The following is a 19,852-nucleotide window of genomic DNA, read 5'->3' as shown; positions in this document are numbered from 1 at the left end:
TACCATATCTTCCGGTCTTACCCATTGGTCAAATTCATCGGCAGAAACATAACCCAATCGAATGGCTTCTTCTTTTAAAGTAGTTCCGTTTTTGTGTGCAGATTGCGCTATTTCGGCCGCTTTGTAATAGCCTATTTTAGCATTCAATGCCGTAACTAACATGAGTGAATTGTCTAATAATTCTTTAATCCTCTTATAGTTGGGTTCCAATCCGCGTATGCAATGTTCTTCGAACGACAGACAAGCTTCGCCTAACAATTGTGCCGATTGCAGAAAATTAGCGGCGATAACCGGTTTGAAAACATTGAGTTCATAATGGCCTTGCATACCGCCAATAGTGATAGTGGTATCGTTGCCGATGACTTGTGCACACACCATAGTTAGAGCTTCGCATTGCGTAGGGTTCACTTTTCCCGGCATAATGGAAGAACCGGGTTCGTTTTCGGGAATCAGGATTTCGGCTATACCGGAACGCGGTCCGGAGGCCAACATTCGGACATCGTTGGCTATCTTGTTGAGTGCTACCGCCAGCTGCTTTAAGGCACCGTGTGTTTCTACCATAGCATCGTGGGACGCCAAGGCTTCGAATTTGTTGGGAGCTGTTATAAACGGATGACCGGTAAACGCAGCTATATATTGTGCCGCTTTGGTGTCGTATCCTTTGGGTGCGTTGAGACCGGTGCCCACAGCCGTGCCGCCCAAAGCCAATTCGGACAGATGCGGCAATGTCTTTTGGAGCGCTTGGAGTGCATAGTCCAATTGAGCAACGTAACCCGAAAGCTCTTGCCCCAGTGTAATGGGCGTCGCATCCATTAAGTGCGTGCGTCCGATTTTGATGACCTCTCGAAATGCCGCAGCCTTTTGGTGTAGCGTATTACGGAGCTTAGTCACTCCGGGTACGGTAGCTTCAACCACCATTTTGTAGGCTGCAATGTGCATAGCCGTGGGAAAGGTATCGTTAGACGATTGTGATTTATTGACATCATCGTTGGCTTTAAGTATAGGTTCGCCTTCACCAATTTGGAATCCGGCCAAAACTTGGGCACGGTTGGCAATCACTTCGTTGACGTTCATATTGCTTTGTGTTCCGGAACCGGTTTGCCAAATCACCAAAGGGAATTGGTCATTGAGCGTGCCGGTTAGCATTTCGTCGCAGACTTGAGCAATAGCGTCTCGTTTTTCGGGAGAAAGCACTCCTAAGTCGGTGTTGGCATAGGCTGCGGCTTTTTTGAGATGCGCAAAAGCGTGGATGATGGCGATAGGCATGGAAGCCGGTGGTCCGATTTTAAAATTGTTTCGGGAACGTTCGGTTTGTGCGCCCCAATATTTGTCGGCGGGAACTTGTACTTCACCCATGGTGTCGTGTTCAATTCGGTAATTCATAACGTTTCGGGTTTGTGATTAGCCCCGATGGCAGCGGCATCCTTTTTTACGTCAGTTCGAGTATTTTGTTTCGCTTCTCGATACATTCCTGTCCCGAGTTTCGGGACGGAACACTCGAAGTGACAGCTTTAGCGTATGCGGTGGCAGGAGAAACAAAATGTATCGAGAACGGTAAAAAAGATATAGCGGACAGCGGGAAACAGCTCCTTAAAAGTACAATAAAAATGTGGATAACATCGGGAATAAAATGTGTAGTGTTGTTTGGTCAGCAGAAATATTAGCGTTACATTTGCGTATAATTCAAAAAAATTCCGGAAAACATGTTTGAATTTCAACAGTATTTAGGTTTCTTAGCTTTCTTAACCATTTTGACCATTGGTTTTTGGTTAATGATTTTCTTGATTACAGCGATTATTCCGTATTGGGTAATTGGCGGTACCAGAGAGCTTTTGAAAGAAAGAAAAGCTAAAAAAGAAGCCGAACAATCAGCTTAAATTGTTAAACTTATTGTTATGAAAAAGCCCCGAATTTCGGGGCTTTTTTATGTTTATCCGGGAAAATCTCCGCCGTCGTCTTGCTGACCGCCGTTGCGTGGTTTTCTTTCTTTTTCGTTTTTCTGTACGTTGAATCGGTACGTAAACGAGAAGTTGATTTGTCGCACACGCCATTGCATTTCGCCATACGAATCGACTACACCCGGAATATAGGTTTCCATCATTCGTTTGCGTGAGTTAAAAACGTCGCTTACGTTAAGCGAAACCGTTCCTTTGTCTTTCAGCACATCTTTGCTGAAGGCTAAGTTCATGCTGAAGTTACCCAGGTTTTTTCCTTGCGCAGTGCGTTGTGCTCCGTTGTAGGTGGCATTGGTTTGCCAATCAATTTTGTACGGCAATGTAATTTTAGACGTTAAACGCGTGAACCAAGAAGTAGCGCTGTTGTCGAAGTTTTGTACCACTTCGTTACCGTTGAAATCGGTGTAGGTGTAATCGCCATCGGTTTCGGCATAAAAGAAATTGAAATTTCCGTTGAGCTTCCACCATTTGTATGGAGAATAATTTAGCGTAAACTCGAAGCCGCTGCGGTATTCGGTGGCTAAGTTGATGGGCGAACTGATGATGATGGGAATACCGTTTTGGAAATCGCCGCTTTCTCTGCGCACAAATTGAAACGCTCCGGTGGTTTTATTGCCGTAAAGCGAAGTGTTTAAGGTGAGTTTATCCCAACGTTTTAAAAATCCTAAGTCGATGGCGTCGGTGAGTGCCGGATTCAAATCGGGATTCCCCACAAAGATATTAACGTTACTCGACAAGTTGTTGAACGGATTGAGCTGACGACCTCTGGGTCTTTGAATTCTTCGGCTGTAGCTGATGGAAGCATTGGTTTGATCTCCGATTTCGTAGTTTACAAAAGCACTCGGAAAAAAGTTGTCGTATTTTTTGTTGTTGAAATCGTTAGTGGCCAATTGGTTCACATCAATATCGGAGTCTTCCCATCGGGTTCCGAATAGGAACGAGAATTTTTTGACTTTGAATCCGTAATTCACATACAAGGCATTCACTTTTTCTTTGTATTCTAAGATGTTGGTGAATTCGGGTCTCGGTGTACCATCGGAAATTACACTGTAGTTGGTGGTGTTTTTCACGAAATCGCCTTTGTAACCCATTTCAAACTGACTGCCTTTTCCGAACGGATACACATAATCGGTTTGGAACAAGTTTCGACTTTGTTCTTGGAGATTCGCCGTTTCGTCGAAAGAGACATCGGTTGAGTTGGTATTGGTGTCCGAAATAAACGCAAAGTTTTTATCCCAGTTGGAAGAAAAGGAACCGTCAATGGTTAGTTTGTGTCCTTCTTTTTTAAAGTTCTTGGTGAAGTTGGTTGAGTATTCAATATTCTTACTGTTGCTTTCTTCTTTGTTGATACGGTTTCGGGTGTAATCGTATACAAAATCGACATCATAATAATTTTGAAATACATTATCGATATTATCACCGCTACTTTTTCTGAAGTTAACAATATTGGTCCATGTCCACGTTTTATCCAAAAACCAATCAAATCCGAAGTTTCCATTGTACGACTTGTTTACACGATCGTTTTCGCGGGTTTCGTTCATGTAATCACGGGTGCTGTTATCGTCATTTAAATAACGAGAATTAGTTAAAGCATTTCCGGGATTGTTCCGGTTGCTGTATCCTTGTGTCGTAAAAAGGTTGAATTGGTCGGATTTGTAGTTTAACGTACCACTCAATCCGTTGTTGCGCGGTTCTCCTAAAGTTCCGATGAAAGTTCCGTTGACCCCTTTATTTTTTCCTTTTTTAAGAATAATATTCAAAATTCCGCCACCGCCTTCCGCATCATATCGTGCCGATGGGTTGGTGATAACTTCTACTTTTTCGATGGCATCTGCCGGAATCAGGCGTAAAGCCTCACTCACATTTATAGCATTAGATGGGCGTCCGTCGATTAAGACCCGTACGTTTTCATTGCCCCGTAGACTGATGTTTCCTTCCACATCAACGGAAACCGAAGGAATATTGTCTAACACATCACTTACGGTTCCGCCTTTCACCATTAAGTCGTTGCCTACATTATAGACCTTTTTGTCTAACTTAATTTCCACTGTTGTTTTTTCGGCTCGGACAACCACTTCGTTGAGTTGTGTGGCATCTTCGGCCAAAGCAATGGTGCCCAAATTGGTGTTTTCGGTGAGCTGTTTGCCTTTGATTTCTGTAGGTTTGAAAGAAATAAATTCAACAATAATATCATAATTTCCTGCAGCAGCCTCAACGGAAAAACCACCTTTACTGTCGGTTATCCCTCCAAAAATTAACTTCGGATTTCGCGTATTTTTAAGTGTGATGGTAGCATATTCAAGCGGTGTATTGCTTGTTTTTTCAATAACATTCCCCGTAATAATAATTTTAGCTCGTTCGGGTCTTTGTTGAGAAAATACGAAAACAGATTGACAGAGTAGTAAGAGTGTTGCGAGGATTTTAATTTGTCTCATTGATGTATTTTTCGGATTCTTTTTGTATGAATGCAAAAATACAGTTTGGTTTACCTGACATTTCCCAAATCTTTGTTAAAAATGCCGCAACCTATTTTTCCAGGATTTTTTCCAAAGTTTCGGGCTCTCGACCAATAAAGGCGCGATTGTCTTGGACGATGATAGGTCGTTGAATCAATATCGGAAATTTGACCATGGCATTAATGATGGCAGTATTGGTAAGCTTTTTTCCTTTGTAGTTTTCAACCCAAACGGTTTCGTTAACCCGAACCAATTCGATAGGTTTCATGTCTAACTTTTGGAGTAAGATTTTGATTTCTTCTTTAGTCAGCGGATTTTCGATATAATTTCGAATTTCATAGGCAATGGTATTGTCATCCAAAAAAGCCAGGCAGGTTCTCGATTTTCCGCAGCGCGGATTGTGTAGAATTTGCAACATTATTTTTTTTACAAAGTAATTGATATTTGCTGAAAAAAGTTAATTTAGGCGAAACAAAATAGAAAAGTATGTTTTTAGAAAACGGATTTTATCCTCAGAATAAATTTTGGAAATACCTGGTAGGTTCGATAATTATTTTTTCAGCGTCATTAATCGGACAAATTCCGTTTGGAATTGCCGTGGTAGCAAAAACAATAATGGCAGGAAAACCATATCCTACAACTAACGAAGAAGTTATGACTGTTTTTGAACCCAACATGACACTCTTTTTACTGTTATTGTCTTTTGTTTTTGGACTTTTCGGGATTTTTTTAGTGGTAAAATATTTTCATAAGCAAACCTTTTTATCGGTCACTACTTCCCGGTCTAAAGTGGATTGGGGCAGGGTGCTTTTTGCGTTTTTTGTATGGACCCTTTTCACAGCCGGCGCTACGCTGTTGGCCTATTTTGACAGCCCTGAAAATTTCACGGTAAATTTTAAACCTATTCCGTTCTTTATTTTAGCGATTATCGGTATAGTGATGATACCCATACAAACCAGTACAGAGGAGTATGTATTTCGGGGTTATTTGATGCAAGGGTTTGCGGTGTTAGCCAAAAACAGATGGTTTCCCTTAGTCATGACTTCGTTGATATTCGGTATGATGCACATAGCCAATCCGGAAGTAGAAAAAATGGGCTACATTGTTTTAATTTACTATATCGGAACCGGATTTTTCCTGGGAATTATTACGTTAATGGACGAAGGGATGGAGTTGGCTTTGGGTTTTCATGCCGCCAATAACTTAGTCACCGCCTTATTAGTCACATCGGATTGGTCGGCATTTCAAACGCATTCTATTTTTAAAGACAATTCAACACCATCAGTAGGTTTTGAAATTTTAACTCCGGTGCTGGTTATTTTTCCGATACTGTTGTTTATCTTTAGTAAAAAATACCAATGGACCGATTGGAAAGAAAAACTCACCGGTAAAATTGATGTAACTGTAAAGTCAAATCAAATAGATGAAATAAATGAGCAGCCCAACGTATAAGAATGTACACAATCAATTTAAGTTAAACGGATTCCATTTGAATCGCGAAGATTTGTGCCGTGTAGCCTACAGTTTCATTAAAGAAGGGGAAGATTTTGAAAAACCCGTAGGTGATTTTTTATTGGATTGGTTCGATGATAAAGAATACATCGAAATGCAAACCTCGGGCACAACCGGACCGCCAAAATGGATTCAAGTGAGCAAGAAGGCAATGGTAGAATCGGCTTTGGCCACAGGCGATTTTTTTGATTTACATCCGGGCGATAAGGCCTTGCAATGTTTGCCTGTAAAATATGTAGCCGGCAAAATGATGCTCGTCAGAGCCATGATTTTAGGACTCGATTTAGAGTTTGTAGCCCCGAGTTCTCATCCGTTGGATCACAACGAAACCGAGTTTGATTTTGTGGCTATGGTTCCGTTGCAGGCTCAAAATTCGTTGTCGGAATTAAAAAAAGTAAAAAAGATGATTGTGGGCGGTGCGGCACTCAATAAAGCACTCGAAAAGCAATTGTTGAAATTGCCCACCAAAGTTTATGAAACCTATGGTATGACGGAAACCATTACGCACATCGCCGCCAGAAAGATAGGCGAGAAGGCGTTCACGGTTTTGCCTAACGTGACGGTATCCTATGATGATCGGAACTGTTTGGTGATTCACGCGCCACGAATTTCAGAAGAAGTAATCGTTACCAACGATATCGTGGAATTGATTAATGAAAACCAGTTTGTGTTTTTGGGTCGAATGGATAATGTCATAAACAGCGGTGGCATCAAATTATTTCCGGAACAAATAGAGGCAAAACTCAGTGCTAAATTGCACCAACGCTTTTTTATTGCTTCAAAACCTGATAGTGAGTTAGGTGAAAAAGTAATTTTAGTAATGGAAGGAACTCAACAGGAGTTAGATAATGCTGTTTTTGATGTTTTGGATAAATATGAAAAGCCTAAAGAAATGGTGTTCGTTGATACGTTTAAGGAAACCGCAAGCGGTAAGATACTGCGGAAGGAAACTTTGGCTCAACTAAAAACGCACTAACTCGTTAGTGCGTTTTTTGTATCCTAATGTTATGGATTTGCTATTTCTGCATTTTAAAATAATAGTCCGCCGAGTGTTTTCCGCTTCCGTAAATGGTGTAAAATACACTTAGTCCTAAGGTTACTGTAGCAATCAAGAGGTTCATGGCATTCATTTCTCCAATAAAATTGATGAGTACGGCCCCAAATAAAATGGGCAATTGTGCAATGAGCGCCCAACGGGTGAGCAGTCCGAAAATAATCATGATGCCGCCCATAATATGGGCTGAAGCAATGTAGTGAAACGTAAGCATTCCGCCCAAGAAATTACTCACCGGCGCAATTAAATCTTCAAAATCCCTACTGTTGCTGATGAAAAAAGCACCTTTGTAGATTAGGAATACGCCAAGCAGAATTCTGAAAGCGTCAAACCAAATGGTAGAATGAGCATTAGCCCATTTGTTCAAACCTTTTACTGAAGTATCCATAATAAATTCGTTTAAAATTTATCTAAGTTACTATTTATTAATGAGATATGGTTTGTTTTTAATGATTTTTTATCACCTCATTAATTCACATTGATATAAAAATTCTGAGTCAACACTTCAATCTCTTCCGGTTTTTTAATCTTGAGACTCGATTTTGTCCAGGTTGTCGTAGGCTGAATTCGTACTTTTTTTCCGTTTATTTTGAGGTCAATCGGCATGGTAAAATCATTTTCCGAGGCTAGCCAGCGGTATTCTAATTTGTTATCGGTGATTCGGTATTCCAAATGCGGAATAGCAGTATAACGTAAGTATTGGTTAAAAACAGGTGTCAGGTTGATACCGCTTTCTTTCGAGAAAAAGTCAATCACCGTTTTGGTGTCTATGATTTGATGACGGTAGGTAACCGAATAATCATACAGTATTTTCCACCATTTGGTTTCGTCATTGATAATATGACGGATGGTATTGAGCATTAAAGCCCCTTTGTAATACATATCGCCGGACCCTTCTTTGTTTACGCCGTATGGCCCGATAATAGGTTGGTCATTATCTACATTTCGCTTCATCCCGTTCATGTAAATCTGCGCCTTCTCGTAGCCATACTGACATTCCATATAAACCACTTCGCTGTACATGGTAAATCCTTCATGAATCCACATATCAGCGATATCGGCTGAAGTAATACTGTTGCCAAACCATTCGTGACCACTCTCATGAATGATGATGTAATCGAAAAGTAAACCAAGCTGCGTTCCCGATAAATCAGCTCCCATATAGCCTTTCATAAAATAATTGCCGTACGCTACTGCACTTTGGTGTTCCATCCCTAGGTACGGGGTTTCAACCAACTTGTAGCCGTCTTCTTTAAACGGATATTCTCCGAATTTACTTTGAAAGCAATCCATCATTGGCTTTACTTCTTCAAAATGTTTTTCGGCTTTAGCCACATGGTCGCGAAGCACATAATAATCTAAATCGAGCCCTTTGTAGTTGTCGTGAAGATGCACATAGTCGCCAATATTTATCGTAATATCATAGGTGTTAATCGGGTTCTTCACTTCCCAATCCCAACGGGTGTAACCATTTTTTAGATTTTCACTCCCTAAAAAACGGCCGTTGGAAACATTCATTAGTCCATCGGGAACGGCCACTTTGATACTGGCGCCGCGATCGGGTTCATCGGTTTGGGAATCTTTCACCGGGTACCATAAACTCGCACCGGTTCCTTGTACTGCCACACCAATCCAATCGTTACCATTCAGGTCTTTGGTAAAAACAAATCCGCCGTCCCAAGGCGCACGGCGAGCAACAATGGGTTTACCTGAATAATAAAATCGGAGCGACTGTTCTTCGGTGTTTTTGAATAATGACCGAGGGAAATTGATAAAAACAGCATCGAGTTCCCGGATGTAACTCAACTTTCTGTTGTTGTAAATAATACTGTCAACTTTCATATTTTCAAACAAATCAATTTGAATCGCTGTAGTGTTTTCAACAACTTTGAAAGTGATGGTATTACAGCCAACGATACTCTTTTCAGCCGGATTGATTTTGATATCTAAGTCGTATCGCTGTACATCAAAGCAAGTGCGTTCGGGACGCAATCCGCCTTGTAACGTATCACGGCGCGTAAATTGCGCATTAATTTGTTGGATTCCCGTTATAATCAGGAGTATAAAAAAACTATTTTTCATGTTTGTTGTTTTCAGAACTTAAATATAAGAGTTTGATTTTAAAACACAGTATTTGAACTCCGGAATATCTTTGGCATTATTTTTTGAAATCAAGCGCTGTTGGCATTCTGAATAAAAGAATAATGAATTGTTAAATATTTTTTTATCGCTCTAAATAGTTCTAAGTTTGGGATTATTTCTTTGTTATGAATCATGTTATTCTTTTGAACGCAATTACTGTTCCAAGGGCAATAATTCTAAATTATTTGCACGATGATTCCTTTTTAAAAAGTTCGAAAGACTTCATCCGATAATCCCTGTCAGGCCCATGGCAGGGAAATCCGTATTTCTTACATTCAATAACTAATAATCATTTGTCTTGTTGATGCTTTTGCGCTGCATTCTCTAAAAGGGATTCGGTTGGGCATTGATAAAGCTATCATTGAGGCATTTTAAAAAAATACAAAATGAATCACGATATTGTATTAACCACCGGTATATATGACTTAATAAAAGATAGTATCAGAAGGAAAAAAGTAAGTCAGTTTGTAGAAAATCAACTGGTCAACCAACTCAAAAGAGCGAAGCAAGTCAGACGTAAAGAGCTGCCGCTCGACGTGGTGACTATAGATTGCCGGGTTATGGTCAAAGATCTTCAAACCGCAGCAGTACAAACTTACACTTTTGTAGAACCTTCAAAAGCCAAAAAGAGAAACCATACTGAGTCTATTATTGGTGAAATCGGACTGGCCTTCGTAGGCAATAAAATCGGTGACCACATCAAATGGGATTTTGGTGCGGGTGAAAAAGATTTTGAAATTGTTCAAGTAGAAAGACTACAGAGGAGTAAGTAACTCTGTAACTAAGGCTAAAATCAGATGAAAAAGTGGGTTTCGAAAAGTTTTGGAGCTCACTTTTTTTAAAATTCGGCTTCTTTTACGATAGTCATTTCTTGCTTGCTCACAGGATGTGCAAAGGTTAACGACTCGGCATGCAAATGCAAGCGATGGGCTTTAGTACCGTATAAGTCATCCCCAATTATCGGACAATTGAGTCCAAGCGAATGAGCAGCATGAACTCGCAGTTGGTGCGTTCTTCCGGTAATGGGGTAGAAGTATACCATTGTTTGGTTGTTTCTTCGTTCAACAACTTCCCATTGCGTTTGTGCCGGTTTGCCGTAGTCGAAGCACACAATTTGATTTGGACGATTATCCAAATCCACCCGCAACGGCAAATCGATAACGCCTTTGTTTTCTGGTAATACACCATCGAGCAGGGCGACATAGCGTTTTTTTACTTTTCGTTTGATAAATTGTGCCTGAAGATTTTTGTGAATCGCATTGGATTTGGCAATCAGTAACAAACCGGAAGTAGACATGTCCAATCGATGCACTACTAAGGCATTCGGGTGTAGGGCTTGGACTCGGGTTTGTACCGAATCGGAAACTTGTTTTCCCGGTACCGATAAAAATTCTGCCGGTTTGTTAATGACCAACAAATAATCGTCTTCAAATACGATTTCCAAATTTTTTCCCTCGGCCCAATTCACAGCAAACGGATTATCATCAACAGGCATGTCTTTTAACATGTGTTTTAAGATGGGCTCACATTTTCCGGTACAAGCCGGATAAAACTGTTGGTGTTTGCGAACCTCCGATTTTGGGGATTGTCCCCACCAAAACTCGGCCATGGCAATGGGTTTTAAATCATGTTGGAAAGCGTAATGCAGTAATTTGGGCGCCGCACATTCGCCGGCACCGGCGGGTGGATTGCCGTTAAAAATTTCCCCCAGACTTTTTAATTCCTGATACTGGTTCAAAAAAGCATACTCATTAAAAAGACGTTGCTGTAAGGCTGATGATTTTTCCTTCCGGGCTTCTTTGAGTACATTGATTTGATTGGTATAATTGGCCAATTGTTCCCGTGCATCGTTGATTTTATACTGCCAATACTGATTCATTTTTTTGAGTAAAATGCCTTCGTGCTGACTTTCGGTGTTGAGTTGTTTCAGTTCATCCGCTGTTGCCTTTTTTCTTTTCTCAGCGCGCTCTTTTTTACTTTTTTTAATTTTTATTTTATAGTCAACTATTTCTTTTTCAAAATTTTTGATATATTCTTCTAAAGTGTTTGTTGCTGTTTTGTATTCTTCCGAATTTTCCAAGAGTTCAATGTCTCGGTTGTACTGATTGAGGATTTTTTCTTCTTCTTTAAAATACCCGTCTTGTGTCAACATGTCGTATACGGTAGGAACAAAATTCGGTAAATGATTTCGGTCGGCTAATTTCCCCGAGAACGCCCACAAGTAACCCAAGGTACCATCTTGTTTTTGCACCACCAACACGCCAAACATTTTACCTATAGCTAAACCGTCTTGTTCCGAATTTAAGCCGAAATTATGCTTAAAATCGGTTTGGGCTTCGAGATAATGTTGCAGTTCTTTAGCAGCAATGATGCTTAATTCATGCGGTTCGTAATAAAATGGAAAGGTAAATTTCTCGGGTAGTGGAATACCGGAAAGGTTTTGTTGGAAAGGTTGAAAGAGGGTGCAAGACATTAACGGCTTATCTTAAAATTTTGAGTTTTATCAAGTATTTGATAATTGATTTTGCGATGTGAAAACTCAATACAAAGATAAGCGCAAAATAAAAAAGATTTGCTTCGTAGTGATAACCATCAAAGAAGAAATCCAAAATCCAGGCTAATCCTTTGAATCGGTATTCTATACAATTGCCTTCGTCAATAAAAAAAGTAATGTCTGCTAAAATTGTTATCCCAATAAGTATGGGAAGTAACAGGAACGAAGCTAGTATGTTAATCTGAATTTTGGTCAAAACTATTCCTTCAACAAAAATTTCAAATTTTCTATCGTGCGAATTTCAGATTTGTAAAATTGAAGTGCGGTTGGTATAACCTTGTCAGAAGTATCTCGAGGCGATTTTTTGACAATACGGGCAGTAGTTCCACTAAAATTTAAGGTGTAATCCTGGTTTAAGTCGGTTACCTCTGTAGTGAATTTGATAATTTTATTCTCCACTTTCCAAGTACCTTTTCCTTTTTGGTGAGTATCATGATTACCCCGTATGTCAACTACTCGGTTAAAACTCGTAAAAACAAAAGTTTGGTCGGGATTGAGTTGTATTTTGTAGTCGAGAATATGACCGTCTTTACCTTCAATTAAGAAGAAATAACTTCCGGAACAATCTTCGGTTTGAGCATTGATGCCAAAGCTTGTTATCAGTAAGAGAATGAAGAAAAGTCGTTTCATATTAAAAATTAAACCTGTATCACGCCCAAATTAAACTTCTTCTCAATAGGCGCATGATTGGCCGCTTCTATACCCATCGAAATCCAAGTGCGGGTTTCCAGCGGATCAATGATAGCATCCGTCCACAATCGGGCCGCGGCATAATACGGAGATATCTGAGCGTCATAACGCGCTTTAATTTTATCAAACAATTCCTGTTCGGTCTTTTCGTCTACGGTTTCGCCTTTGGCTTTTAAAGAAGAAGCTTCTATTTGAGCCAATACTTTAGCCGCTTGCGTGCCACCCATAACAGCCAATTCGGCACTTGGCCAAGCCACAATGAGTCGCGGATCGTAGGCTTTGCCACACATGGCATAGTTTCCGGCACCATAGGAGTTGCCGATAACTACAGTGAATTTCGGTACCACCGAATTCGAAACCGCGTTCACCATTTTGGCACCGTCTTTAATGATGCCACCGTGTTCGCTTTTGGAGCCTACCATAAATCCGGTCACGTCTTGCAAAAATACCAACGGGATTTTCTTCTGATTGCAATTGGCTATAAATCGGGTTGCTTTATCGGCGGAATCCGAATAAATCACACCGCCAAACTGAATTTCCCCTTTTTTAGTTTTAGAAACGGTTCGCTGGTTGGCCACGATGCCTACCGCCCAACCATCAATACGCGCGTAGCAGGTAATAACGGATTTGCCGTAATCGGGTTTGTACATATCCATCTCGGAATTGTCTACCAACCGCTTGATGATTTCCATCATATCGTATTGGTCGGCGCGCGATTTGGGTAAAATGCCGTAAATATCTTTTTCTTCTGCTGTCGGTTTATGCGCTTTGTCGCGGTTATAACCGGCTTTTTCATAGTCTCCAATTTTTCCGACAATACTTTTAATCCGGTCGAGGGCCTCTTTATCGTCTTTAGCTTTATAATCGGTAACGCCCGAAATCTCACAGTGTGTTGTGGCACCGCCTAATGTTTCGTTGTCAATATTTTCACCGATAGCCGCTTTCACTAAATAACTTCCGGCCAAAAAGATACTTCCGGTTTTGTCTACAATCATGGCTTCGTCACTCATGATCGGCAGATAAGCACCACCGGCCACACAACTGCCCATAACGGCCGCAATTTGGGTAATGCCCATACTGCTCATCACGGCGTTGTTTCTGAAGATACGTCCAAAGTGCTCTTTATCCGGGAAAATTTCATCTTGCATCGGCAAATACACACCGGCCGAATCAACCAGATAAATAATCGGCAATCGGTTTTCTATGGCAATTTCCTGAGCACGCAAGTTCTTTTTTCCGGTAATCGGAAACCAAGCACCAGCCTTTACAGTGGCATCATTAGCTACTACAATACACTGTTTCCCTTTGATGTAGCCTATTTTAACCACCACGCCACCCGAAGGACAGCCGCCGTGTTCGGCATACATACCCTCTCCGGCAAAAGCACCAATTTCAATGCTTTTCGCTTTGTCATCCAACAAATAATCGATGCGTTCGCGAGCGGTCATCTTGCCTTCGCTATGTAATTTGGTGATGCGTTTTTCACCACCGCCGAGTTTCACTTTGGCCAAACGTTGTTTGAGTTCTGATAAAAGGAGTTTGTTGTGGTCTTCGTTTTTATTGAAGTTAATGTCCATGCTGCTGTATGTGTAATGGTAGTTATTATGCGGCTGCTAAGCTACGAAATCGTTTTCAATAACAGAAATTAGGAACGGGTATAACAGGAGTTAAAACGATGTTAACAAATTGTAAACTTTGGTAAAATCCGGGCAACTATATTTAATATTCACTTAACATTAGAGTAATACATTTGCATCAAATTTTAACACTATGTCTATAAACAGTATTTTCCAGTTTTTGGTTCCGAAAGATAAAAAGTTTTTTCCACTTTTTGAACAAGCCTCATCCAATTTAGTGACGTTAGCCGAAACCTTGCATGAAGCCGTAAATGCGCCCAAAACAGAGCGTGAAGAATATTTCAGAAAGATTGAAGAATTAGAAGCCACTATTGAAGAAATCACCCATAAAACCCATTTGGAGTTGAGCCGCAACTTTATCACTCCGTTTGACCGTGAAGACATTCATGCTTTGGTAAAGGCATTGGATAATGTGGCCGATTACATGCACGGGGCAGCCAGCAGAATGCGATTGTATCAGGTAGAAAAAATTACCAAATCGATTCGAAAGTTAACGGAAATTAACTTAGAGGCCTGTCAGTTAATCAAAAAAGGGATTTTGGAATTGAAAGACATGAAAGATCACAAAGCCATCAAAGATACCTGCAAGAAAATTAACAAATTGGAAAGCAAAGCGGATTCGGTATTTGACAAAGCCGTAGCGGATATCTTCGAAAATGAGACCGATGTAAAAAACATCATTAAATACAAAGAAGTATTATCTGCCTTGGAATCAGCTTCAGACAAGTGTAAAAGTGTTTCCAACGTAATGGAGCAAATTTCAGTAAAACATTCATAATAGTTCCCCCTAAACCTAACTTTTATGGATTTTACGTTATTATTAGTTATCATTTTTCTTGCGCTGGTTTTTGACTACATCAATGGTTTTCACGATGCCGCCAACTCTATTGCCACCATTGTTGCCACTAAGGTACTGACGCCTTTTCAGGCGGTGCTATGGGCAGCGATGTTTAACTTTCTCGCGTATTGGGTATTCGGATTCGGGGTAGCCGATACGGTAGCCAAAACAGCCCATACCTCCAGTATTGATTTGATTGTAATTTTGGCCGGAATTATCGCTGCCATCATTTGGAATTTACTCACCTGGTGGAAGGGAATTCCATCGTCTTCATCACATACGCTCATCGGAGGATTTGCCGGTGCCGCTATTGCCCACGGTTTGGTGGGTGTGACCGATCCGGAACATGCCGGTTTTAAAATCGTAAACTGGTTCAAAGAAGCCAAAGAGGGTGAATTATTACCATCGGGAGTTTTTATCGTCATTTTATTTATTGTTTTCGCTCCATTGTTGGGGATGATAATTTCTTATTTCATATCACTTTGGTTGATGTACTCTTCCAGGAAAAATGTTTGGCCTAAAGTATTAACCGTAGTGTTAATGCTACTGGTAGGTTGGTTTCTATACTCTGTCATGGTCCCTTACGAAGACATCAAAAAACCAAGGTTTGAAAGTGAGTTTTGGAGTGTAGTAACGGAGCCTCACAATATAAAATGGTTTTTAGTGGCCTTTATTTTTTACGCTTTAGCCTTTTTTAATTTGTTTTTCAGTTCGTTCTCTACGGCTACTGCCGAAACGGTTTTAAAAAGAATGCAGTTGCTGTCTTCTGCTGCCTTTAGTTTGGGGCACGGCGGTAACGACTCTCAAAAAGTAATGGGTATTATTGCCGCAGCAGTGGCAGTTTATATCAAATCAAATCCGGATATCAATCTCTCAGAGGGTTGGCTCGATTTGAATGTGGTTTTGCCTTCCGAGAAAGACGGTGTAAAAATTGAAGGGGTAATGCCGGGCTGGATTCCGCTTACTTGTTATACTGTTATTGCTTTAGGAACGTTGAGCGGCGGATGGAAAATTGTAAAAACCATGGGATCCAAAATTACCAAAGTAACGGCTTTTGAGGGTGTTGTTGCCGAGTCGGCCGGAGCACTAACCTTATTCACCACCGAGCATTTTAAAATTCCGGTTTCCACCACTCACACTATTACCGGTTCCATCATCGGGGTAGGCGTAACCAAAAGAGTTTCTGCGGTGCGTTGGGGCGTTACGGTAAAATTATTATGGGCCTGGATTTTAACCATACCGGTTTCCGCTGTTTTAGCAGCTATCATGTATTATATATTGAAACTATTTTTCTAATTACAGTATTCACATAAGAGCCAACTGTCATGGTTGGCTTTTTTTTATAACCTGTTTTACTTTGTTATCAAATCATTTCAAAATCATCAATTAATTGTAAAAACCTAACTACACACACAACATGAAAAACATTTTAGCAATACTTACGCTATTGCTGGCACTGACTACCACGGCTCAAGTTACTATTGAGCAAACCAAACACGACAACGACATTAAATTATCGGCCTTGCCGTATTACAGCTTCGGTAAAGGAATCGGGATGACATCTCCCGACAGTATTTTCCAATTAAACATCCGTTTTCGCATGCAAAACCGCGTGACTTATCTGGAAAATGAAGACGAAAACGGCGCTTACGACGGACAAATTCGTCGTCTGCGGTTGCGATTTGACGGGTATGTAGGGAATCCGAAATTCCTTTACGCTATTCAACTCTCTTTTGCACCCGGCGATGTGGGCGAAATTAAAGAAGGAGAAAATATCAATATCATCAGAGACGCGGTGATTTTTTATCGGCCAAACAAGCACTGGAATATCAGTTTCGGACAAACCAAATTGCCCGGTAACCGCCAAAGGGTAAACTCTTCAGGAGGATTACAGCTTACAGACAGAACCATCAATAATGCCAAGTTTACCATAGACCGTGATTTTGGTTTTCAGGTGCATCATATGAATGAATACAACAATGAATTTTCGTATAACTTTAAAACGGCTTTGTCAGGCGGCGAAGGACGCAATCAAACCGGAAAAACCGATGACGGGATAGCCGTAACCGGAAAAGTCGAATTATTTCCCTTTGGTGCTTTTGCCAAAGACGGTACCTATTTTGAGGGCGATGTCATTCGAGAAAAGAAACCTAAATTGATGGTCTCCGGGGCCTTCCAACAAAACAATCACGCCAGAAGAACGCAAGGTCAATTGGGTGACGATTTGTTTGAGAAACGCACCATGAAGTCGGTTTTACTCGATGCCATGTTTAAATACAACGGTTGGGCCGCCATGATGAGTTATATGTCGAGAACCACCAATCAGAATGCGGTGACTGTGAATCCGGAGGATAGTACCCAAAGTAAGTATGTATTTGTAGGTAATGGGTTTGATTATCAGGCCAGTTACAATACCAAATCGAATTACGAATTTATAGCGCGCTATTCGATACAAAATGTAGGTGAAGACATCCAAACGTTGGCCCCCAATACCCGAGAATATTCGATAGGTGTCACCAAATACATTTGGGAACATGCCTTCAAATTACAAGCCGAGCTCAACTACGACACACTCAAATATTACGACGGATCTACCAAAAATAACTGGTACCTGCGTTTTCAGGTTGAAATCGGGATTTAAAATACAAGCCTCTTCGGAGGCTTTTTTTATTTAATAGCTTCTTAACTTTTGTTTTAGGGTTATATAGTTACCTTTAAACATCCAAAACATATTCCTATGAAAAAAAATATTTTATTCGCTGCGGTTGCCTTAACTATGGTTTTTCAAACTCAAGCCCAACTCAAAGCCATCGACTATCAAGACGGTCAGGAAATTTTAAGTGGCTTTGGGAGTCCCCCTGCTAAAGCACTTAAAGAAAATCCGGGCGTTTTGGTTTTACCGGCTTGGTTAGGTGTGGACGAACACGCTAAAGAAAGCGCCAAAATGCTCTCCGAATTGGGATATTATTCGTTTGTAGCGGATATATACGGTAAAAATAACCGACCGGCCAATACCCAAGAAGCCGGAGCTAAAGCAGGATACTACAAAAAGAATTACCTCGAATATCAAAAACGAATCCAATTGGCTTTAAACGAACTAATCAAGCTTGGCGCCAATCCCGATAAAATTGTCGTTATCGGCTATTGTTTTGGCGGCACCGGAGCAATCGAGGCGGCGAGAGCCAACCTCAAAGTACAAGGTGTGGTTTCATTTCACGGTGGCCTAGGTCGTGATGCCTCGAGAACCATCAACAAAATCACTCCCAAAGTATTGGTGCTTCATGGTGCTGATGACTTTTATGTACCCAAAGAAGAAATCGAAAACTTTCAAAGCGAAATGCGCACCGCCGAGGCCGATTGGCAAATGAATTACTATGCCGATGCGGTTCATGCTTTTACGCACAAAGATGCGGGAAGCGACAAGAAAAAAGGCGTAGCCTATAACGAAAAAGCAGACAAACGTTCGTGGCAAGCCTTATTGAGTTTTCTGAAAGAAGTGTTGTAAAATAATTTTTTTCCATTTGAAAAGCCCAAAACCGTTCTCGTTTTGGGCTTTTCTTTGAGGTTATAAAATACAAAAGCCGACCTGGAGCGATCGACTTATGCGGTGAGGTGTAACTTCCTTTACGGAATCCTCGTGGCAAATATAAGATAAAGTTTTCAGTTAGCAGTCACAGTTTACAGTTATTTTAAATCGTGCCGACTGCGACTGCTAACGGTTTACGCTTCTTTTTGTCCCATCATCATCAAATAGGCTTTCAAAAACTCATCCAGGTTACCGTTCATAACGCCGTCAACATCACTGGTTTCATAACCGGTGCGAACGTCTTTCACCAATTTGTAGGGATGCATTACGTAATTTCGAATTTGCGAACCCCATTCGATTTTCATTTTGCCGGCTTCAATATCGCTGCGCATTTCCTGGCGTTTTTTCAATTCAATTTCATACAACTGCGAGCGCAACATTTGCATCGCTCGTTGACGATTGTCTTGTTGCGAGCGCGTTTCCGAACACTGAATCTGAATGCCGGTAGGTTTGTGAAATAACTGTACTTTGGTTTCTACCTTATTTACGTTTTGGCCGCCCGCACCACTCGAACGCGAAGTAATGATTTCTATATCGGCGGGGTTGATTTCAATTTCAATACTGTCATCCACTAACGGGTATACGTATACAGAAACAAACGACGTATGGCGTTTGGCATTACTGTCAAAAGGAGATATGCGCACCAATCGGTGTACGCCGTTTTCGCCTTTCAAATAGCCAAAAGCAAAATCGCCTTCAATTTCCAAAGTCACCGTTTTAATGCCGGCCACATCGCCTTCCTGAAAGTTGAGTTCTTTGACTTTGTAGCCTTGGTTTTCCGCCCACATTAAATACATCCGCATCAACATCGAAGCCCAATCACAGCTTTCGGTACCTCCGGCACCGGCGGTAATTTGGAGTACCGCACTCAAACTGTCGCCTTCATCCGACAACATATTGCGGAATTCCAAATTTTCAATATGATTATTGGCTAACTCGTACTGATGATCGAGCTCCGCTTCGGTCGCATCGCCGTCTTTAAAGAATTCGTAGGTAATTTGAAGCTCTTCGGTCAAGCTTTCGGCCTTGTTAAAATCTTCCACCCATTTTTTCTTCGAGCGGAGATTTTTTACAATATTTTCGGCTTCCTTAGCGTTGTTCCAAAAATCGGGCGCAAGCGTTTTTTCCTCTTCGTTGGTAATTTCAATCAGCTTGGCATCAATGTCAAAGATACCTCCTCAACGCACCAAGGCGTTCTACTATACCTTTTATTTGTTCGGTATTTGTCATAAATAATGTAGTTTTGTGTTTTTAAAATTAGGAGCTCATCCGGCTGTACACTGTATCTTTTTCCCGGTTCTCGATACTTTTTGTTTCGTCACTTCGAGTGGCCGCTTTGGCGGACGTATCGAGAAGCGAAACAAAAAACTCGAACTGACGGGAAAAAGGATGCCGTTCCCATCCGGGCTAAGGATCCCGTACAAAAAT

Annotated in this window: 17 protein-coding genes; 8 read left to right on the top strand and 9 right to left on the bottom strand. The window is 40.9% G+C overall.

The genetic code is table 11. From position 1 onward, the window contains the following. The coding region (gene fumC, locus QHT84_RS13465; protein ID WP_283240095.1) for a class II fumarate hydratase at positions 1–1,383 on the bottom strand (1,383 nt) is incomplete at its 3' end. 320 nt (positions 1,384–1,703) lie between these two features. Here fumC and QHT84_RS13460 point away from each other — a divergent pair. Then, a complete protein-coding gene (locus tag QHT84_RS13460) occupies positions 1,704–1,877 on the top strand; it encodes a hypothetical protein (RefSeq protein ID WP_283240094.1) in 174 nt (57 codons plus the stop codon). Positions 1,878–1,930: 53 nt separating this feature from the next. Here QHT84_RS13460 and QHT84_RS13455 read toward each other — a convergent pair whose 3' ends face one another. Together QHT84_RS13455 and QHT84_RS13450 are read right to left on the bottom strand one after the other, a co-directional pair. Then, positions 1,931–4,390 (bottom strand): TonB-dependent receptor domain-containing protein, encoded by a 2,460-nt coding sequence (locus QHT84_RS13455; RefSeq protein WP_283240093.1) that lies wholly within the window; start codon positions 4,388–4,390, stop codon positions 1,931–1,933. Between the two features lie 91 nt (positions 4,391–4,481). Then, positions 4,482–4,829: an arsenate reductase family protein gene (locus QHT84_RS13450; protein ID WP_283240092.1), complete on the bottom strand. Its 348-nt coding sequence runs from the start codon at positions 4,827–4,829 to the stop codon at positions 4,482–4,484. A gap of 68 nt (positions 4,830–4,897) precedes the next feature. On the opposite strand from QHT84_RS13450, the gene QHT84_RS13445 reads away from it, so the two are divergent. Then, entirely contained in the window at positions 4,898–5,863 is a 966-nt protein-coding gene (locus tag QHT84_RS13445; RefSeq protein ID WP_283240091.1) for a CPBP family intramembrane glutamic endopeptidase, read from the top strand. Then, on the top strand, positions 5,844–6,899 hold the full coding sequence (locus QHT84_RS13440) for an AMP-binding protein (protein WP_283240090.1): 1,056 nt from the start codon (positions 5,844–5,846) through the stop codon (positions 6,897–6,899). The genes QHT84_RS13445 and QHT84_RS13440 overlap by 20 nt, the downstream gene beginning before the upstream one ends. A gap of 40 nt (positions 6,900–6,939) precedes the next feature. Here QHT84_RS13440 and QHT84_RS13435 read toward each other — a convergent pair whose 3' ends face one another. Further along, positions 6,940–7,365, bottom strand: a complete 426-nt coding sequence (locus tag QHT84_RS13435; RefSeq protein ID WP_283240089.1) for a DoxX family protein — start codon at positions 7,363–7,365, stop codon at positions 6,940–6,942. An 80-nt stretch (positions 7,366–7,445) separates the two neighbouring features. Then, the gene (locus tag QHT84_RS13430; RefSeq protein ID WP_283240088.1) at positions 7,446–9,059 is read right to left on the bottom strand and encodes a M1 family metallopeptidase; all 1,614 of its coding nucleotides are present in this window, start codon (positions 9,057–9,059) and stop codon (positions 7,446–7,448) included. Positions 9,060–9,505: 446 nt separating this feature from the next. On the opposite strand from QHT84_RS13430, the gene QHT84_RS13425 reads away from it, so the two are divergent. Continuing rightward, positions 9,506–9,892 (top strand): GreA/GreB family elongation factor, encoded by a 387-nt coding sequence (locus QHT84_RS13425; protein ID WP_283240087.1) that lies wholly within the window; start codon positions 9,506–9,508, stop codon positions 9,890–9,892. 65 nt (positions 9,893–9,957) lie between these two features. Here QHT84_RS13425 and QHT84_RS13420 read toward each other — a convergent pair whose 3' ends face one another. From QHT84_RS13420 to QHT84_RS13410, 3 genes are all read right to left on the bottom strand, one after another. Then, positions 9,958–11,592, bottom strand: coding sequence for an RluA family pseudouridine synthase (locus tag QHT84_RS13420; RefSeq protein WP_283240086.1), 1,635 nt, complete (start codon positions 11,590–11,592; stop codon positions 9,958–9,960). A gap of 279 nt (positions 11,593–11,871) precedes the next feature. Next, positions 11,872–12,303: a hypothetical protein gene (locus tag QHT84_RS13415; protein WP_283240085.1), complete on the bottom strand. Its 432-nt coding sequence runs from the start codon at positions 12,301–12,303 to the stop codon at positions 11,872–11,874. Positions 12,304–12,311: 8 nt separating this feature from the next. After that, positions 12,312–13,940, bottom strand: a complete 1,629-nt coding sequence (locus QHT84_RS13410; RefSeq protein WP_283240084.1) for an acyl-CoA carboxylase subunit beta — start codon at positions 13,938–13,940, stop codon at positions 12,312–12,314. Between the two features lie 193 nt (positions 13,941–14,133). On the opposite strand from QHT84_RS13410, the gene QHT84_RS13405 reads away from it, so the two are divergent. From QHT84_RS13405 to QHT84_RS13390, 4 genes are all read left to right on the top strand, one after another. Continuing rightward, the gene (locus QHT84_RS13405; RefSeq protein ID WP_283240083.1) at positions 14,134–14,778 is read left to right on the top strand and encodes a DUF47 domain-containing protein; all 645 of its coding nucleotides are present in this window, start codon (positions 14,134–14,136) and stop codon (positions 14,776–14,778) included. Positions 14,779–14,802: 24 nt separating this feature from the next. Then, positions 14,803–16,134, top strand: a complete 1,332-nt coding sequence (locus QHT84_RS13400; RefSeq protein ID WP_283240082.1) for an inorganic phosphate transporter — start codon at positions 14,803–14,805, stop codon at positions 16,132–16,134. Positions 16,135–16,255: 121 nt separating this feature from the next. Then, a complete protein-coding gene (locus tag QHT84_RS13395) occupies positions 16,256–17,479 on the top strand; it encodes a porin (protein ID WP_283240081.1) in 1,224 nt (407 codons plus the stop codon). Between the two features lie 96 nt (positions 17,480–17,575). Then, positions 17,576–18,343 (top strand): dienelactone hydrolase family protein, encoded by a 768-nt coding sequence (locus QHT84_RS13390; RefSeq protein WP_283240080.1) that lies wholly within the window; start codon positions 17,576–17,578, stop codon positions 18,341–18,343. A 215-nt stretch (positions 18,344–18,558) separates the two neighbouring features. Here the strand turns inward: QHT84_RS13390 and prfB are convergent. Further along, positions 18,559–19,654 (bottom strand): peptide chain release factor 2 gene (gene prfB, locus QHT84_RS13385; RefSeq protein WP_283240079.1). Its coding sequence is split into 2 segments (ribosomal slippage): positions 18,559–19,590 and positions 19,592–19,654, totalling 1,095 coding nucleotides; the frame shifts between segments, so codons are not numbered across the junction. Between the last annotated feature and the right edge of the window lie 198 nt (positions 19,655–19,852).

Source organism: Flavobacterium sedimenticola (genome assembly GCF_030053345.1).
GTDB lineage: Bacteria > Bacteroidota > Bacteroidia > Flavobacteriales > Flavobacteriaceae > Flavobacterium > Flavobacterium sedimenticola.
The sequence above is the reverse complement of the archived record's forward strand: the minus strand, read 5'-3'. Positions and strand labels throughout refer to the sequence as shown.

Excerpts from the sequence above, each read along its gene's own strand:
- QHT84_RS13460 (WP_283240094.1), top strand. The coding sequence starts at position 1,704 with ATGTTTGAATTTCAACAGTATTTAGGTTTCTTAGCTTTCTTAACCATT.
- QHT84_RS13455 (WP_283240093.1), bottom strand. The coding sequence starts at position 4,390 with ATGAGACAAATTAAAATCCTCGCAACACTCTTACTACTCTGTCAATCT.
- QHT84_RS13450 (WP_283240092.1), bottom strand. The coding sequence starts at position 4,829 with ATGTTGCAAATTCTACACAATCCGCGCTGCGGAAAATCGAGAACCTGC.
- QHT84_RS13445 (WP_283240091.1), top strand. The coding sequence starts at position 4,898 with ATGTTTTTAGAAAACGGATTTTATCCTCAGAATAAATTTTGGAAATAC.
- QHT84_RS13440 (WP_283240090.1), top strand. The coding sequence starts at position 5,844 with ATGAGCAGCCCAACGTATAAGAATGTACACAATCAATTTAAGTTAAAC.
- QHT84_RS13435 (WP_283240089.1), bottom strand. The coding sequence starts at position 7,365 with ATGGATACTTCAGTAAAAGGTTTGAACAAATGGGCTAATGCTCATTCT.
- QHT84_RS13430 (WP_283240088.1), bottom strand. The coding sequence starts at position 9,059 with ATGAAAAATAGTTTTTTTATACTCCTGATTATAACGGGAATCCAACAA.
- QHT84_RS13425 (WP_283240087.1), top strand. The coding sequence starts at position 9,506 with ATGAATCACGATATTGTATTAACCACCGGTATATATGACTTAATAAAA.
- QHT84_RS13420 (WP_283240086.1), bottom strand. The coding sequence starts at position 11,592 with ATGTCTTGCACCCTCTTTCAACCTTTCCAACAAAACCTTTCCGGTATT.
- QHT84_RS13415 (WP_283240085.1), bottom strand. The coding sequence starts at position 12,303 with ATGAAACGACTTTTCTTCATTCTCTTACTGATAACAAGCTTTGGCATC.
- QHT84_RS13410 (WP_283240084.1), bottom strand. The coding sequence starts at position 13,940 with ATGGACATTAACTTCAATAAAAACGAAGACCACAACAAACTCCTTTTA.
- QHT84_RS13405 (WP_283240083.1), top strand. The coding sequence starts at position 14,134 with ATGTCTATAAACAGTATTTTCCAGTTTTTGGTTCCGAAAGATAAAAAG.
- QHT84_RS13400 (WP_283240082.1), top strand. The coding sequence starts at position 14,803 with ATGGATTTTACGTTATTATTAGTTATCATTTTTCTTGCGCTGGTTTTT.
- QHT84_RS13395 (WP_283240081.1), top strand. The coding sequence starts at position 16,256 with ATGAAAAACATTTTAGCAATACTTACGCTATTGCTGGCACTGACTACC.
- QHT84_RS13390 (WP_283240080.1), top strand. The coding sequence starts at position 17,576 with ATGAAAAAAAATATTTTATTCGCTGCGGTTGCCTTAACTATGGTTTTT.